Origin of the sequence: uncultured Bacteroides sp., from assembly GCF_902472605.1 — a bacterium.
Taxonomy (GTDB): domain Bacteria; phylum Bacteroidota; class Bacteroidia; order Bacteroidales; family Bacteroidaceae; genus Phocaeicola.
Map to the genome: position 1 here is coordinate 24,006 of NZ_CABROP010000004.1, position 18,090 is coordinate 42,095.

An 18,090-nucleotide genomic window follows, 5' to 3' on the forward strand; every position below is an offset into this window, starting at 1 on the left:
TAAATCCACATAAGAAGCGAAGAATTCCGCCGGTCATTCGGGAGGGTTCTTCGCTTTCTTGTATAGTTATCACATTAGATTTTATCCTTATGAAGGAAGCATTTATAAAACTGCATCTTTCCATTCTCATTGCCGGAGGGACGGGCGTGTTCGGGCGACTGATTTCCTTGAACGAAGGACTGCTCGTATGGTACCGGATGATGTTTGCCTCCGTGATGTTCTTTCTGCTGCTTTCGTGCTTGAAGAAACTGCGGAAGGTTTCTTTCGGCGATGTGGCAAAGATTGCCTCCGTGGGACTGCTGCTGGCCAGCCACTGGATTTTCTTCTACGGCAGCATCAAGGCCTCCAACGTGTCCATCGGTGTGGTCTGCCTGTCGGTGATGAGCCTCTTTACGGCCATCTTTGAGCCCCTCATTAACCGTCACCGTATCTCTTTGCGGGAGATATTGTTCAGCTTGGTGGCCGTGCTCGGCATCGTGCTGATTTTCCATTTCGATACCCGCTACCGGACCGGTATCTGCATGGGTATCATCTCGTCGGCCTTGGCTTCGCTGTTTACCATTGTCAACAAGAAGGTGGCCGTGAACTACACCTCCAGCACCATGCTGATGTATGAGATGTTGGGCGGTTTCGTGGGCCTGTCGTGTATCCTGCCTTTCTACCTCCATTATTTCCCTGTGGCCTCCATTCTGCCCGGTACGAAAGACTTGGTTTACCTGCTCTGTCTGGCGTCGGTCTGTACCGTCGGACTCTATATCCTCCAGATTCAGGTGCTCAAGGTCATTTCCGCCTTTACGGTCAACCTGAGCTACAACCTCGAGCCGATATACAGCATCATCGGCGCCATGATTATTTTCCAGGAAGCCAAAGATTTGAATTTCAGTTTCTACTTGGGACTGGGACTAATTGTGCTGTCAGTCGTGCTCCAGACCCTCAACGTGCTGTCGAAACAACATAAGTTTTTCCCCTCACTCTACGTCAAATGGAAGCATTGAGAAACCGCATTGAGAAGTTGCTGGAAACCCTGAACGAGCGGGTGTACGGCAAGGAAGAGGTCATGGCCCTGGCCCTGTTGTCGGCCGTGGCCGGAGAGAGCATCTTCCTGCTGGGCCCTCCGGGAGTGGCCAAGAGTATGGTAGCCCGTCGGCTGAAACTCATGTTCCGCGGAGGTACCGCGTTCGAATACCTCATGTCGCGTTTCAGTACCCCCGACGAGATTTTCGGTCCCGTGTCCATCGCCAAGCTGAAAAACGAGGACACCTACGAGCGCATGACCGAAGGCTATCTGCCTACCGCCACTGTGGTCTTTTTAGATGAAATCTGGAAAGCCGGTCCCGCTATCCAGAATGCCCTGCTGACCGTCATCAACGAGAAAATCTACCGCAACGGACAGTTCTCCGTGCAGGTGCCCATGAAGGGGCTGATTGCCGCCTCGAACGAACTTCCCGCTTCGGGCCAAGGACTGGAAGCCCTGTACGACCGTTTCCTGGTGCGCAAGCTGGTGGGCGGCATTGAAGACCTGTCTGAATTCGACCAGATGATTCTGACCGCCGATGAAAGCGAGCCGGAAATGGATGAGCAGCTGGCCGTGAGCGACGAAGAATACCGTCGGTGGCAGGAACAGATGAAGGCCATCGGTCTGCACTATTCCGTCCTGGAAGTGATTCATTCCCTCAAGGACAAATTGGAAGACTACAACCGTCAGCTGGAAAATGCCGATGTACCCGCTTCGCCCGCCTTGTACGTGTCTGACCGTCGTTGGAAGAAAATCGTGCGCCTGCTGCGGGCCTCTGCCTTCCTGCAAGGAAACACCGAGGTGCGCCTGTCCGACTGCCTGCTGATGGTACACTGTCTGTGGAACGAGACCGGACAGATAGACTGGGTGCGCGATGCCGTGTTGACGGCAGTAGGCGAGAGCGTGCGCGGCTATGTGCTGAACCTCTCCGGCATTGAAGCCGACCTGCAAGCCCTGAAGAAAGAACTCGATTCGACAGGAGCCCTGCGCGAGCGGGCCGATGCCGGACTGCAACTGGTCGACTCCTATTATTACCAGGTGGAGCGCGTGCGCTTGGCCGGACGGTTGCTCCTCTTCGCTTCCGACTACCAGCAGCTGGACGATACCGGCAAGCAGTTCTACTTGCATAAAGACAAGTACAAGACCGACTGTTACGTGTTGAAGAAATACGATCCCTCGATGCGTGGCAAGGTATCCCCCTCGAAAGTCTACACCCTTCGTCGGGGCCGCCGTTCGGTATTCATCAACGATTATGAATACCCCTTGCTGTGTACGCCCGACTGCACCGCTCTGCCCGCCATGGAAGTACAGTCGCACGAAGACCTTCCCGCCCGCTTCAGTCGGCTGGAACAGCAGCTCAGCCACGTGGAAGCCCATTGCGGCGATTGGGTGAAAGAAGAAGCCGACTATTGCGCGAACCATCTGTTTGTCGGACGAAAAGAAAAAGAAGCCATGAGCCGGATACTGGGCGAGCCGACGAAAGCCCTGTTCCGCTATCGGAACGAATTGGAGGAAATGAAACATGCATACCGGAAAGAGAACGAGGAATATCCGTCTGAAAGACCTGAAAACAGCCTATTTGGAGCAACTTCGTGAGCGGAGCCGGGTGCGGATGGAAGAATACCTTCAGGGACGGACGGTATTAGAGAGCGAGCTGGAGGAATGCGTGTGGGACTATTACCGCAAGACGGTGCCTTCGCTTCAGGAATTCTATTCCCGCTATACCTCCGAATGGGAAGTTTTCTATGCAAACGAAACCCTTTCGTCGGCCGATTTCCTGACCTTCCTGCAACGGATGGAAACGGCTTTCCGCAAGCGCTATACCTTGGCCGAGCTGGATGTGTCCTATTACATCGGTCGCCTGTCCCAGCTTCCCGAAGGGAGCGAGGAACGCGCGGCCTTGCAGGAACTCTTCTTGGACAAGTGGCACCACCTGCTTTCGGTGAAGGAATACGACTACCAGTACCAGCACCTCTTCCGCCTGTGCGACGGGTTCGCCCTGCTGGACAAGTCGTTCGGCCTGAAAACGGAAGGCAACCTACGGGGCTCGCGCGTGAAATGGTTGTTGCGGAACCATCCGGAACTCTATCAGAAAGTGGTGCCCTACGAGAAAGCCATGGAGCAGAACCGCCAGATACGCGAGCTGGTGCGTTGCCTGGGGAAGAACGTGGACGGACGGAAAGAAAGCTTCGACTCCCTGTCGGGACTTCGGGCCGACAGCCTGATTCATCATGCCGCCCAAAGCGACGTGGAAGGAGTGACCTTGGGCGACGACCTCAACAGCCTGCTGCCCGTGGAGTATTGCTACCTCACGGACGAGGTGCTCTATCCCTTCTTCATGCAGCGCTATGTGGAAAAACGCTTGCAACAGTTCGATTCCTATTCCCGTGAGGACCGTTCCGACCGTTCGCCGGAGAAGAAGAAAGTCAGTGCCCAAGGGCCTTACATCATTTGTGTGGATACCTCCGGTTCCATGCGCGAAGGGCGCGAACGCCTGGCCAAGTCGGCCGTGCTGGCTATCGCCCGACTGACGGAAGCCACCTCGCGGAAATGTTACGTCATCAACTTTTCGGAAGACATCCAAACTCTCTTGGTACGCGATTTGAAGACCGATTTCCCGGTGTTAGTGGACTTCTTGCAACGTCGCTTTGACGGAGGTACCGATGTGCGTCCGGCCTTTGCCGAAGCGCTGATGATGTTGCGTACTCACGGCTGGCACCGGGCCGACGTGGTACTGATTTCCGATTTCGAGATGCCCCCTCCCGATGACGCGCTGCTGGCCGACATCCACCGTGCCCGTTTGCGGGGTACTTCTTTCTATGCGTTGGTATTCGGTACCCATCCGGAAACGGACTACCTTCATGAGTGTGAAAAGTACTGGGAGATGTATTGAATGGGAAAATCACTTTGTCCTTGTTTTTCGTTTCTTACTGAATATAAGATTTAAAATGCGAAATTCTGCTTTCTTTCTGAAGGATGGAATTTCGCATTTTTTTGTATATAGCTGTGGGTTACCCCTCTCAGAAGGCTTGTAGAGGGGGTGCTTCCTGTATAAAAACGGGTATTCGGATGAATCTGGAGAAGAAAATGCGGGAAAATTGGTCTGAAAAGCCGAATTTGACGCCAAAATACCGAAGGGTTTGGACGAAAACCCCGAAGCGTTTCAGGAAAAACTCTTTGACGTTTGAAGGAAAACGCAAGGGTGTTTGAGGGCAAATGTACTTGTGTTTTTGGAAAGTGGTTTTTAGGGCTGCTGGAGGAGGTTGGAAAATGTGGATTTTGGGGGTGTTTTTTTGCGGAATGGGAGGCCTGGAGTGTGAAAATGGGGGTTGCTTTTTGTACGTGTTTGCTTGTGTTTTGTGGAGGATATGTGTGGTTTATTTCTTATTTGTGTGATAGCGGTTGTTATTTATTTGAATATTGTTTCTTTTTGAATTTGTATAAATGTTTTTCCTTGTTAAAAAAGGAAGCATGGGGATTGGAGCGGTTAAATTAGAAAATTTGAGTGGGGGATAGGAGAGATTGACATTTTGTTAGGTTGGGGTTTTTGAAGCACATTTTTGATGAAATAACAGCTCGTTTTCTACTTTTAAACTCTTAATGTTAAACTTGATTTTAATCAAAGTAATAGTTTTTCTTATTGAAATCACAAATAATTATCACTTCAAAATTAACAATTCATTCTATTTAAGCAAAATAAGGGAATATACTGGATAGTAAAAAGGTTAATAAACAATCATTTTGACTAATAACACGGTGTTTTGGTATCTTTACACATAAGGTATATAACATTAAAATACTATCTGATTTTCAATTCTTATAAAAAGCATCTATATTTGTAACAATTGAGTTATATCATCCATAACAATATGGTAAAGTATTATTTTCATAACAGTAATCTCAATAATAATGGGAACCAATCAACATGCAGTAATACGCTATCAAGCATTAGACAGATGCTTTAGTAACTGGGGTAAAAAATATTTTATTGAAGACTTAATAGAAGCATGTAATAATGCCATTTATGAATATAGTGGAAATATAGATGGAATTAAGCGCCGTCAATTATTTGAGGATATCAAATTTATGGAAAGTGAAGCCGGATATTCTATTCCATTGGATAAAATAAACGATGGCAAGCGGAAATATTATAGATACAGCGATAAAAATTTTTCCATAAACAAGAAACCTTTAAGTCAAACAGAAGCCGAGCATTTGAAAGAGACAATTTTAATGCTTAACCGTTTTAAAGGACTGCCTCAATTTGAATGGATGGAAGAAGTTCTGACTCGTTTAGAGGACACTTTTAAATTAAAATCCAATGTTGACAGTGTTGTTGCTTTCGAGCATAATCCATATCTAAAAGGTATTGGATATTTTACTTCTCTATTTGAGGCAATTATAAATAAACAACCATTAAAAGTAGAATATAAAGCGGCTTTTGGAGAATCCAGAAGCTATATTCTTCATCCCTATTTCCTTAAACAATATAATAATAGATGGTTTCTTTTTGGCTTATCAGATTCAAAAATAATGAATATGGCTATAGACAGAATTATTGGCTTCGAAATAACATCTATACCATACATCGAAAATAAAGACATTGATTTTATGGAATATTTTAGTGATGTGGTTGGAGTTACCGTTCCTGCAAATTGCGATATTGAAACCATAATATTAAAAGTAGACAGAAAACGATACAATTATATAGAATCTAAACCATTCCATGAATCACAAACAGAGCTTAAACATTTAAGTGATGAAAACCATGTTGTTATAAGATTAAAATTGATTCCAAATTATGAATTCGAGACCCTTCTATTAGGATTTGCTGATAGTATAGAAATAGTTGAACCACAATCATTAAGAGAAAAAATCTCGGAAAGAGCAAAGAATATCATCGAAAAAAATAAGTGTTGTGCAGATATACTGCACAACAAGATATAACCTTTGTATCGTAAAAATTTTTAATCTAATTTTTGTTCTTATGAATAACGCAAAGGAAATGCCTAATTACAGAAGTATAGCAATTCATTTAATCAATGCTTGCAGAAATTTTGTTGATGCATATCATTCGTAAAATATTAGAATGGGTTATGACATATTGTAATAAGAGTGGAGTATTACCCATACAGTTCAACGGAACAAATCTTGCTGAATGTAGTAAATTTATGGGTAATAATACAATGCAAGAATTCGTACCGGTTCATGTACAACGAAGTTTTCACTCTTGTGTAGAAATAGCCAACAATGGTTCACACAGATTAGCTATTGATACAATTGTAGGTGCTGGCTCTGCTCCATATCTTATTCGCAGTACGGTTTTTGAGCTATTCAATATAATATACTGGTGTAAAACTCTTCCTACAAGCGAAAATGAAATAAAGAATCTTAGACAAAAAACATCTGTATTTATGTCTACTGAAGGTTCTGAAGAAATCATTGGTTTAATAGAGCAGGATGAAAACAGGAATTACCATTGTAAAGATTGCCTTCTTAAATACAATGAAATGCATCCAGAAGATATTGGTAAAAAAATAAAAATTAGCAAGCATTCTCCAAATACAAACGAACGTACAAAAGAACTATATCATTTCTTTATCACAAGAAAAGATATTGAATTTTTATAAAACAAGTGCAGTTCTACTGCACAATAAATTCGTACCTTTGAAAAGTAATTAAAAAACAGAAATATGAGCGGAGAAGACTTACAGAGACAGACCTCTATCAATATACAGGAAAAAGCAAACTTAATCTGGGCTATTGCAGATAAACTGGTGGGATTATACAAACCTCACGAATACGGAAAGGTAATCCTGCCTATGTGCGTAATAAAACGTTTTGAAGATACCCTTGCACCAACAAAGGACGCCGTTATCAAGATGAACGAAGAACTTGAAGCAAAAGGCATAACCGTAAAGAAAGGCTTTCTTGAGGCGGCAGCCAAACAGAAATTCTATAATACCAGCAAGTTTACTTTCGATATATTGCTTGCCGATGCGGATAATATCAAAGACAACTTTGAGAATTACCTCAATCATTTCTCTGAGAATGTGATTGATATAATTAACCGCATGGACTTCTATAACGAAATCAAGAAGATGGACGACAACAATCGTCTTTACCTCGTCATCAAGGAGTTCTGTTCAGCCAAAGCCTATCTTGGAGCCGATGTAGTTTCGGCTGTGGATATGGGCTACATCTTTGAAGAATTAGTCAGAAAGTTTTCCGAATCGTATAACGACCAGGCAGGAGCACACTTTACCGCACGCGACATTATATACCTAATGAGCGAACTGCTGGTAGGTGACGATGAACAAAAAATGGAAGATGAAGGCATTGTGGCATCCATCTACGATATGGCAATGGGAACCAGCCAGATGCTTGCCTGTCTTGATGAGAGATTCCGCAAAATAGACCCCGAAGCCGAAATCACATGCTACGGTCAGGAACTCAATCCGCAGACGTATGGTATTGCTAAAGCCGATATGCTTATCAAGGGCGGTAATGCCGACAATATGCGCTTGGGCGATACGCTGGGCGATGACCAGTTCAAGGATTATCAATTCGACTACGTCATATCAAACCCACCTTTCGGCATTGACTGGGAAGCATCCGAAAAGCGTGTGAAAGCTGAACACGAGCTGGGCGAAGCAGGACGTTTTGCTCCGGGACTGCCGGCAAAGGGTGACGGACAGATGCTGTTTATGCTCAACGGTGTGGCAAAGCTGAAGGAAGAAGGACGTATGGCCATTATTCAGAACGGCTCTCCTTTGTTCAAAGGCGATGCCGGAAGTGGTGAAAGCGAAATACGGGGTTATCTGCTGGAGCATGACTGGCTGGAGGCCATCGTGCAGTTGCCAAACGACCTGTTCTATAATACAGGAATCGCTACCTATATATGGGTAGTGAGTAAAAACAAATCGGAAGAACGTACAGGAAAGGTTCAACTTATTGACGCAAGCAAATGCTTTGAGAAACTGCGTAAACCTCTCGGCAACAAGCGTGTGGAAATCACCACAGTCTGCCGCGAACTTATCATGCAGGCTTATCACGATTTTACTGATTGGGAATATACCTCCGAACTTAACCCGGAACTGAAAGTGGAAAGCAAGGTGAAGGATGTGGAAGACTTCAAGTTTACCAAACTAATCATCAACCGTCCTTTGCGCTTAGAGTATAAGGATATTCATTTTGACGAGACCACTGCTGAAAACTATAAAGAAGCCGACAGAGCTTTATTGAAAGAAGTTGCTGCATATTGGGAAAACAATATGCCTAATTATGTGGGATTCCCGGACATCACTTTCTTCCTCGAGTTGAAGAAAGCTAAAATCAAAGTTCCTCAGGGAAAGGTTGCTCTATTGAGAAACTATTTCGGTAAGCGAAACTCCAATATGATGGAGGCATACATAAAACCTGTAGACCAAGAAAGCGGGTTTGCTCCCGATCCGGAACTGAAGGACAGCGAAATTATCCCTTGGAAAGAGGATATTACGGAATACTTGGACAAAAATGTTCGTCCGTATGCCCCTGACTTCTGGTACAACGAATCCGAAAGCAAAATCGGTTATGAAATACCTCTCACCCGTGAGTTCTATAAATACACTCCGCTCTCACCAAGTTCTGTGATATTTGATGAACTGAAAAAGTTGGAAGAAAAAGAATCGGAACTGATGTCCAAGATATTAGGATAATTATGACCAAGATAAATAAAATATCCATCCGTTTCTTTGATGACAGAGAAGTACGTGCCATTTGGGATGACGAGAATTCCAAATGGTGGTTTTCTGTACTCGATATTGTTGGCGTGCTAAATGCCCAGGATGATTATACCAAGAACAGAAACTATTGGAAGTATCTGAAGAACAAGCTGAAGAAAGAGAATAATGAGTTGGTTAGTGTCACTAACCAACTGAAACTAATGGCTTCGGACGGGAAGCATTATATGACAGATGTCCTTGATAACACAGGGGTTCTTTCTCTTGCAGCATGTTTCCCTAATACCAAGGCAGCACGGTTTGTGGAATGGTTTACCAACAGTGATGAAACCATAGACGGGCGAAGCAAATCGAAAGCTTACGCTCTGTTTGAAAGCAGTCTGATTGACAGCATTGAAGTAGGAACCATAAAAGGTTTGCAGCAGATTCATGCTTATTTGTTTGGCGGACTATACGACTTTGCCGGACAGATACGTACGGTAAACATAGCCAAAGGAGGATTCCAGTTTGCAATGGTTCAATATCTTCAAGCTACATTGGAACAGATAGAACGTATGCCCGAAACAAGTTTCGATGAAATAATAGACAAGTATGTGGAGATGAACATAGCCCATCCTTTCCGTGAAGGCAATGGACGTGCCACCCGTATTTGGCTTGACCTGATGCTGAAAAAAAATCTTAAAGTTTGTGTGGACTGGAGCAATGTAAACAAGAAATCTTATCTGGATGCCATGACGCACAGTGTGGCTAATGCTGATGAACTGAAAGCACTTCTGCGCCCTGCACTTACCGACAAGATTAATGACCGGGAAACCTTTATGAAAGGTATTGATTACTCATATTATTACGAACAGGAAGATTGATGTTTATGGAAAATAGATACGATAAATATAAAGATAGTGGTATTGCTTGGATTGGGGAGATTCCGGAGCATTGGGAAGTGAAAAAAGGAAAAAATCTTTTTAAAAAGGAAGAAAGACCTGTAAGAGACAATGATGAAATTATAACTTGTTTTAGAGATGGAGAAGTTACTTTACGCTCTAATCGTAGGACTGATGGTTTTACAAATGCAATGAAGGAAGTTGGTTACCAAGGTGTACGTAGGGGTGATTTAGTTATTCATAATATGGATGCTTTTGCAGGTGCTATTGGTGTATCCGATTCTAATGGGAAATCTACTCCGGTTTATTCTGTTTGCACCCCTAAAAACAATACAGATGCTAATGTTTACTATTATGCTTATTTACTTCGTTCATATGCTTTAGGAGGGGTTATTCAATCTTTAGCAAAAGGAATTAGAGAAAGATCAACTGATTTTAGATATAAAGAATTTGGAGACCTCTTTTATCAACAACCTCCTCTTTCCGAGCAACAATCCATCGCCACCTACCTTGACCAGAAATGTAGCGAAATAGACGAATTGATAACTCTGCAAGAGGAAATGATAACCAAACTGCAAAGCTACAAGCAATCTGTCATTACTGAAGCTGTAACCAAAGGTTTGGATAAGAATGTTCCTCTAAAAGATAGCGGTATTGAATGGATTGGGGAGATTCCAAAGCATTGGAAAGTGAAAAGATTAAAATTCTCTTGTAATGTTTTTGGTCGTATTGGTTTTAGAGGGTATAAATCTGATGATTTAGTTTCAGAAGGAAACGGAGCTATAACTCTAAGTCCATCAAATATGAAAGACATGAAAATGGATTACACAAATAGGACATATTTGTCATGGAAAAAGTATTATGAATCTCCCGAAATAATGATATCAAAAAATGATATACTTATGGTTAAGACTGGTTCTACATATGGAAAATGTTCATTTGTTGATGATATACCTATGGAATGTACAATAAACCCACAGATTGTCGTTTTTAAACAACACAAGGATTATCCAAAGTTTCTGGCATATAGTTTTCAAACTAAAGCTACAAGAGCGTTTGTTGAAACATCTGTTGTTGGAGGTACAATTCCAACTATAGCACAAGAAAAAATTATGAATTATTTCTTTGCATTTCCACCTCTCTCCGAGCAACAATCCATAACCGATTACCTCGACCAGAAATGCAGTGAGATAGACGAGCTAATCTCCATCAAGCAACAGAAGATAGAGAAGCTGAAAGACTACAAAAAATCATTGATTTTCGAGTGCGTAACCGGGAAAAGAAAAGTAAGTTAATCTCAAAGTGCCAAAGAAGAGGAGCCAAAGAGCCAAAATGGCACTTTGGATTGTACTTTGAATTGTAAATATAAGATTAAAGACAGATATAACCATGAATACCACAGACTTAAAGGAAAAGAACTTTGAAGCTGATATAGAACGATACCTTATCACAGAGGGCGGCTATATCAAAGGTAATCAGGATACATACGACAAGGACAGGGCTATAGATATGCCTGTGCTTATCTCTTTTATAGAAAAGACACAGCCTAAGCAGTGGAAACGCTATGTAACGAAGTATGGCGACAAGGCTGAGAAACAGCTGTACCGTGTGTTTCAGGATGACGTTTCGCGCTACGGACTGATTTATGTGCTGCGCAAGGGCATAAGCGATGTGGGTATAAATATCAGATTCTGTTATTTTGCTCCGGCTTCAATGCTGAATGATGAGCTTGTGGCGAATTACGATGCGAACATTCTCACGGTGACACGCCAGTTTGCCTATTCCAAGCTGAACAAGAACACCATCGATATGGTTCTCTCGTTGAATGGTATTCCGGTGGTGGCACTCGAACTGAAAAACCAGATTACAGGTCAGAATGTAGAGGACTCAAAACGTCAGTGGCGTACGGACAGAGACCCAAAAGAACCGCTGTTTCATTTCAACAACAGAATATTGGTATACTTCGGAGTTGACCTGTATGAAGTGGCTCTTACTACCGAGCTGAAAAAGGAAAAGACTTTTTTCATCCCTTTCAATCAAGGCTCAAACGGAGCAGGTGAAGTGGGGGGTGCAGGAAATCCCGAACGTGAGGACGGCGGATATGTAACTGCCTATCTGTGGGAAAAGGTTTTGCGCAGGGATATGCTGCTTTCCATTCTTCAGCGTTATATCTCTTGCCAGGAGGAAGAAAAACTGAAGATTATTATAGACAAGCATGGCAGGGAGAAAGAGATTACGGAAACCTCGGTAAAGATTATCTTTCCTCGTTATCATCAGTTGGATGTGGTGGAAAAGTTAGTGGCTGATACTTATTATTCAAATGTGTTGCAAAGCCGTTGCAAAGAGGAAGCAAGATATGATTTGGCTGCCGACGAAAAGACACAATACTATTCCCTGAAGAAGCCGCACGGGAACAATTATCTCATTCAGCACTCGGCAGGTTCGGGAAAATCGAACTCTATCGCATGGCTCACTTATCGCCTTGCAGGACTCCAGAATGCGGAGATGAAGAATATGTTCAACAGTGTGTTTGTCATCACAGACAGACGTGTACTGAACAAGCAGCTCCAGAGTACAATCTTAGGCTTCGACCATATAGACGGGCAGATAGAAACCATTACCGATTCTGACAACTCGGAGAAACTGGCAAGAATCATCAATGACGACAATACGAGAATTGTTATCACTACCCTACACCGTTTCCCGGTTATCTATAAAGAACTGACAAGCCGTAGCGGCAAGAGATACGCCATAATAGTGGACGAGGCTCATTCTTCACAGTCGGGCAAGAGTGCGGAGAAACTGAAAGCTGCACTTGCCGATACAGACGAGGCTTTGCGCGAATATGCAGAAATTGAAGAGATTGAGGCTGAAGAACTTGAGAAGAAGAAGGATGCACTTATGGAGGATTTGCTGGTTCAGGGACAGCACAATAATCTGTATTTCTATGCGTTTACAGCCACTCCAAAGCCTAAGACGCTGCAGACATTCGGTGAGTTGGCCGAAGAAGGCGAAAATCCTGAAGACAACAAATATGTGGCTTATCATAATTATTCCATGCTACAGGCTATAGAAGAGGGATTCATCAAGGATGTACTGAAGTATTATACCACTTATGACACTACTTACGAGATTGCAAAGCGTATAGAATCTGATCCTTCTTACGAGGAAACGCCTGCCACACGTGCTATAAAGGCTTTCCATGATAATCATCAGCATGTAATAGCTCAGAAAACGGCTATCATTGTGGAGAAGTTCAGGGAGGTGACACTGAATGCCATGCTTGGAAAGGCAAAAGCTATGGTGGTATGTTCTTCGCGTGCTCATGCGGTACGTTATTTTCTGGAAATTAAGAGGTATTGTCAGGAAAACAATATTACTGATGTAAATCCTATGGTTGCTTTCTCCGGTATGGTATCGTATGAGGGTGTTGAATATACCGAAACAAAGTTGAACTCCACTGACGGAAGAAACATCTCGGAAGCCAAATTGCCTTTGTATTTTGCTTCGGATTTGTATAATATGCTGGTTGTCGCAGACAAATATCAAACAGGATTCGACGAACCTCTGCTGCATACAATGTTCGTTGACAAGAAACTGAAGGGCGTAAAGGCTGTGCAGACACTCTCGCGTCTGAATAGATGGCAAAAGGACAAGAAGGATACATACGTGCTCGATTTCTGCAACAAGCCGGAGGATATTAAGAAATCGTTCGAACCGTTCTATAAAGGTACAGAGTTGATAAAGCCTGTGGATGTGAACTATGTATATACTTTCAGAAAGGACATACAGATGTTCCAGCTATGGACAGAGGGTGACGAACAGAAATTCTATGATTTGTTGCAAAATATCAACAAACAGAAAGATCGCCTTGGAGCTTTGTCGAATGCGTTTAAGAATACTATTGATAGATATGGAGCATTGGACGAAGAGAAGCAGTTCGAGGTAAGGTCGAAAATCAAGAACTTTGTCCGTTTCTACTCTTATATGGCACAGATAGCAAGAACATACGACAAGGAACTGTACAAAGCATACGTATATGCTGACTACCTGTACAGACTGTTGCCTAAGAACGCCAAAGAAAGAATAGACCTGAACAAACAGATTATGCTGGTAAACTCCAAAATATCTGAAGGAGAAACAGTTTCCATTCATTTGGGTGACGACAATAAACCGATAAAAGGTGAAAATCCTAAAGCAGGGAAACTGAAGAACGACAATGAGGATTTGCTGAGCCGTATCATTGATAAAGTAAATATCATGTATCAGGGACAATTCTCAGAAGCAGACCGTGTTATAGTAGAATCCATCTACGATAAGATGGTCACTACAGCCAAAAAGAAACTGACCAAACAGGCGAACAATACGGATGAAAAGCAGTTTGAGGAAAGTATTTTCCCTCAGATATTTGATGAAGTGGCAAGGGGTTGTTATGTGGAACAGATGGACTCTTTCGCCAAGTTGTTTGAAAACAGTGATTTCTACCGTAATGTCATGACACAGATGGCAAAGGTGATGTATGAAAACTACAAGAAAAAGGAAGATGACCTACCGTTTATACCGGAACTATTCAAGCAGAAATTGCTGTTAGATGTAGAAAGTGAGTTTGCTGACTTGAAGCAGTTCCTTCCTGATTTTAATTCTGTAGCATCGTGCTTTATTGATGTATTGAAAGTTCAAACTACATCTTCTATTGATGGAGCAAACGAGCTGTTACTTGATTCTTTTAACAGACTTTACTGTCTGGAAGGAATGAAACTGGTAGACAAAAGAAGGCATTTCAATACCATTGTGACAAAATATGAAGTGTTCCTGAAAAAAGTATATTATTTGTTGAACGGCAAGGAAATGGTAAATGACAAGGATGAGAACAGTATGCCTACATTTATAAATTGTATATTCTCACTCAGCTGTCTGAGAGGTCTGAAAAACAATACAGATGAAAGGTATCATAAATTCTATGATTATCTGGAATTAGTAAAGCAATGGAGAAACAGCGAGTCGCATAATGCTCCGGATGCTTCAATGAAAGAACTTAATTCTGCAATCCACATTGTTTCTACTATGTATCTTTGGGTTATTGCACAGAATATGAAAAATCTGAATTTTGCTATAGGCAAGTAATAGTTTGTCGACTATCCAACAATAAGAGGAAGTTTGTTAATTCAGATTTCCTCTTATTGTGCATATAGACTGCACAGTAGTATCAGAACTTTGCATCATAACATTAAATATAGCGTTTATGAAGAAGTTTTTTATTACAGTAATTGCTGCTGTCTCTATGACATCGTGTGGATTTGGTCCTTACCTTACTTATAATGTGGGACTATCAAATGTTGAAGCACCAGCTGATGCAAAAAAACAGTATGGTGAAACTAAAATTGTCAAACTGGATGTAGATGGTAAAACCAACTACAAATATGAGGATGACTATATAGATATTTCCTGGTTCGTAGGTAATAGCCAGTTTGCATTTGAATTAAAAAACAAGTCGAATTATTCCATAAAACTTCCTTGGGATGATGTCGCATATATAAGTACATCTGGACAAGTTGGAAGAGTTATGCATAGTGGGGTTAAGTATATTGATAGAAATAACTCACAACCAGCAAGTGTTATCCCAAAAGGAGCAACTTTAAGTGATATAATAATGCCTACAGATAATGTTTATTATATAAGTGGACAATATGGTGGGTGGAAAGAAGGTGATTTATTTAATTTTCCAATAGACAAAAAGAATGTTGAGCAGTCAAAGCTTCCGTATATTGGTAAAACCGTAAAAGTTCTTTTTCCTATCATTATTGAGGATATAAAGAATGAATATGTTTTTGAATTTAAGATTAACGATATAACAGTTAAGTAATATGGGAAAAAATCAACATGTAGTAAAAACATCCTCAGGTTGGGGTGTAAGAGGGGAAAACAATTCAAGGATAACCAAGAATTTCAATACTCAGAAAGAAGCTATAAATAAAGCAAGAGAAATTGCGATTAATCAGAAGTCAGAAGTATTAATTCACGGCGAGAATGGGAAAATACGTGAAAAGAATAGTTATGGAAATGATAATTATCCTCCAAAAGGATAAGACTATCTTAATAGCAGCGAATGAACTTAAGAGAATGTTCATTCGCTGTATTTATATCACTCACAAAAACATCTTATTGCTCAATATACAATGTATTGAATGCATCCAGGAATTGTATATTAATTGTTAATGATCTATTTACATCATTATTTTTAGGTTGTATCTCGATTTTTAGTGTGTCATTGTTCTTATTTACAGCAAACCAGTTTCCTTTATATTCTAATGTGGGTTGTTCAGGTTCAAAATTATAAAAATATACTACAGAATCACAATCAAGTATCTCTGTAATATAGAACCCAGGGTAGTTGATATTTTTTAGTACAAACACTCCACCATTAGCGTCTACTTTGATTTTGTTATTCTCAAAATTAGGTATACTATGTTCCCACTTCATTGGTTCGTCGGGCCCAATATTATTTTCATCTTTACAAGAGACGATTGACATGATAGCAAAGGCTAACAACAGAAGAATGTGATGTTTTTTCATAATTAAGATTTTTTTATTGCTAAATGTAATGAAAAATATTGAGATATGTATCGAGGAATATAGTCTATTTCGTACTATTAATATTTTCTTTTAGAGCGATAAGCTATTTTCATTTTACATGATTTACTTTAGAGTGATATTGAAGAAATCGTGTAAACTATCCTGTCTGGATATTTCAAGGTTTATTCGTATTTACGTAGAGAGACATTCGGTCCCCAAAGATTAAACAACGCAAAGAAAGATGATGGTCATAAATAATGGAAATTCAAAAAAGAAAAAGGTTGCCTTCCGCTTGAAAATTTGGAAGACAACCTCTTTTTCATTTCTTATTCCGCATTCTTTTTCAGCCATTCCTGTCGGCGGAGGTCAGGCAGGTGCTTTACCTTGAAGTTTTCGAAGGTGGCATTGAAGCCGTTTCCGTCCGGGCTGGCCGCCATGAGACCTACCATGACAGGGACGTGGTCCTGCAACCAGGCATTGCGCATCATGACATATTCCTTGTCGTCGAAGGAATAGAAGATTTCCACGGCATCCAACCGTCTGACAGCCTTGATCCATATGTAAGGTACCGGCTTGTCCAGCGTGATGACGCTCCAGTCGGAAGTCTTGTGGGTGACGACCGTGCTCAGGTTGAACTTGCCGTCCACAAACTCAATACCTGTCTTGATGTAGTTTTCATGGTCAATGCGCAGCATCAGTCCGGCCTGGTCGAAACGGGTCTTGTAGTCGCCGGTCACTTTCACCTTGACTTCAAACTCTCCTCCGTAGGTGGTGTAATAGAAAGGAGCGTCGTCCACGGTAAAGCCATAGTGTGAAATCCGCCAATAGTCACTCTGCGGGGTGACAAACATGGTCAGGGCTTGATTTTCAATTTTCCATTGTTCAGGTTCGTTGAACCATTGCATTTTTTCCAGTGTCTGGGCCATTCCGGCTTGAAGCGATGCGCCGAGTGCCAGGCCCAAGATGAGTTGTTTTTTCATATCAGATGAAATTAATTAGGTTCCTAAATTGGTGAAAAGTTTTCCGAGTGATTCGTTAATAATCATTTTTCCTCGTTATCTTTGCAAATGTAGTGCGTTGGAAACGAATGCACAATGATGATTAATAACCATTTTCATGGACATAGTAGATAAATTGAACAGCCGTTTTTTGACGCAGAGTCTGGTTCCGCAGGGAGACGGGCTGCCGGTGGCGGAGCTGGAAAAGTACAAGAAGATTGCTTCCGGTTATGCGGAAATGGAGAATGCGGTGGCGGTATTGAGCGACATGCATACCAATATCAGCTATGTGTATTATGGGCATTTTGCTCAGACTTTGGGATGGAAGCAGGTGCCTGGCGCGGAAGACCGGATTGATTCAATTTGGGAAGAGGCTATCCTGAAGCAGATGCATCCGGACGATTTGCACGAGAAATATTTGCAGGAGCTCCGTTTCTTCCATTTCGTGCGACGTCAGCCGAAGATGAAGCGGGCCGAGTTCTATCTGGCCAGTAAGTTGCGCATGAAGGACGGGGCCGGGAACTATCAGTTTGTGCTGCACCGGTTGTTTTATGTGTCTTCACCTGTGGAGAACGGATTGTGGCTGGCTTTGTGCGTGTATACGCCTTGGCTTCCGATGTTTTCCGGAAAGAGTGTGGTGGTCAATTCCCTGACTGGCGAGGTGATGGAGCTGGCTCGTCGGCATGATTCGCAGATACTGTCTTACCGGGAGACACAGATTCTCCGATTGATAGCTAAGGGGATGATGAGCAAGGACATTGCCATCCTGCTTTCCATCAGCATCAATACGGTGAGCCGGCATCGGCAGGAGATTCTGCGGAAACTTCAGGTGAAGAGTTCCATAGAGGCCTGTCGGGTGGCGAAGGAGCTGGGAATAATGTAAAGGAATTCGATAGTGTATA

14 protein-coding genes are annotated in these 18,090 nt (G+C 42.3%); 12 read left to right on the top strand and 2 right to left on the bottom strand.

Annotated features, from left to right (window positions below):
- Window positions 1-89 precede the first annotated feature (89 nt).
- The 11 genes from RDP42_RS01665 (at window position 90) to RDP42_RS01715 (ending at window position 15,703) form a co-directional block, all read left to right on the top strand.
- A complete protein-coding gene (locus tag RDP42_RS01665) occupies window positions 90-995 on the top strand; it encodes a DMT family transporter (RefSeq protein WP_204474298.1) in 906 nt (301 codons plus the stop codon).
- Window positions 983-2,611, top strand: a complete 1,629-nt coding sequence (locus RDP42_RS01670; RefSeq protein ID WP_308762261.1) for an AAA family ATPase — start codon at window positions 983-985, stop codon at window positions 2,609-2,611. Before RDP42_RS01665 ends, RDP42_RS01670 begins: the two co-directional genes overlap by 13 nt.
- A complete protein-coding gene (locus RDP42_RS01675) occupies window positions 2,538-3,908 on the top strand; it encodes a VWA domain-containing protein (RefSeq protein WP_308762262.1) in 1,371 nt (456 codons plus the stop codon). Before RDP42_RS01670 ends, RDP42_RS01675 begins: the two co-directional genes overlap by 74 nt.
- A 1,016-nt stretch (window positions 3,909-4,924) precedes the next feature.
- Entirely contained in the window at window positions 4,925-5,962 is a 1,038-nt protein-coding gene (locus tag RDP42_RS01680) for a WYL domain-containing protein (RefSeq protein WP_308762263.1), read from the top strand.
- A 95-nt stretch (window positions 5,963-6,057) separates the two neighbouring features.
- Entirely contained in the window at window positions 6,058-6,645 is a 588-nt protein-coding gene (locus RDP42_RS01685) for a hypothetical protein (protein WP_308762264.1), read from the top strand.
- Window positions 6,646-6,708: 63 nt separating this feature from the next.
- A complete protein-coding gene (locus RDP42_RS01690; RefSeq protein WP_308762265.1) occupies window positions 6,709-8,712 on the top strand; it encodes a class I SAM-dependent DNA methyltransferase in 2,004 nt (667 codons plus the stop codon).
- 2 nt (window positions 8,713-8,714) lie between these two features.
- The gene (gene fic, locus RDP42_RS01695; protein WP_308762266.1) at window positions 8,715-9,599 is read left to right on the top strand and encodes a protein adenylyltransferase Fic; all 885 of its coding nucleotides are present in this window, start codon (window positions 8,715-8,717) and stop codon (window positions 9,597-9,599) included.
- Between the two features lie 5 nt (window positions 9,600-9,604).
- Entirely contained in the window at window positions 9,605-10,912 is a 1,308-nt protein-coding gene (locus tag RDP42_RS01700) for a restriction endonuclease subunit S (protein WP_308762267.1), read from the top strand.
- A gap of 94 nt (window positions 10,913-11,006) precedes the next feature.
- The gene (locus tag RDP42_RS01705; protein WP_308762268.1) at window positions 11,007-14,741 is read left to right on the top strand and encodes a DEAD/DEAH box helicase family protein; all 3,735 of its coding nucleotides are present in this window, start codon (window positions 11,007-11,009) and stop codon (window positions 14,739-14,741) included.
- Between the two features lie 118 nt (window positions 14,742-14,859).
- The gene (locus RDP42_RS01710; protein ID WP_308762269.1) at window positions 14,860-15,480 is read left to right on the top strand and encodes a hypothetical protein; all 621 of its coding nucleotides are present in this window, start codon (window positions 14,860-14,862) and stop codon (window positions 15,478-15,480) included.
- 1 nt (window position 15,481) lies between these two features.
- Window positions 15,482-15,703, top strand: coding sequence for a DUF2188 domain-containing protein (locus RDP42_RS01715; protein ID WP_308762270.1), 222 nt, complete (start codon window positions 15,482-15,484; stop codon window positions 15,701-15,703).
- Window positions 15,704-15,776: 73 nt separating this feature from the next.
- Here the strand turns inward: RDP42_RS01715 and RDP42_RS01720 are convergent, their stop codons facing one another.
- Window positions 15,777-16,190 carry a hypothetical protein gene (locus RDP42_RS01720; RefSeq protein ID WP_308762271.1) on the bottom strand — a complete coding sequence of 138 codons (414 nt, stop codon included), beginning with the start codon at window positions 16,188-16,190 and terminating at the stop codon, window positions 15,777-15,779.
- A 326-nt stretch (window positions 16,191-16,516) separates the two neighbouring features.
- Window positions 16,517-17,170, bottom strand: a complete 654-nt coding sequence (locus RDP42_RS01725; RefSeq protein ID WP_204474283.1) for a DUF1349 domain-containing protein — start codon at window positions 17,168-17,170, stop codon at window positions 16,517-16,519.
- 136 nt (window positions 17,171-17,306) lie between these two features.
- On the opposite strand from RDP42_RS01725, the gene RDP42_RS01730 reads away from it, so the two are divergent.
- On the top strand, window positions 17,307-18,071 hold the full coding sequence (locus RDP42_RS01730) for a LuxR C-terminal-related transcriptional regulator (RefSeq protein ID WP_308762272.1): 765 nt from the start codon (window positions 17,307-17,309) through the stop codon (window positions 18,069-18,071).
- The last annotated feature ends 19 nt before the right edge of the window (window positions 18,072-18,090 follow it).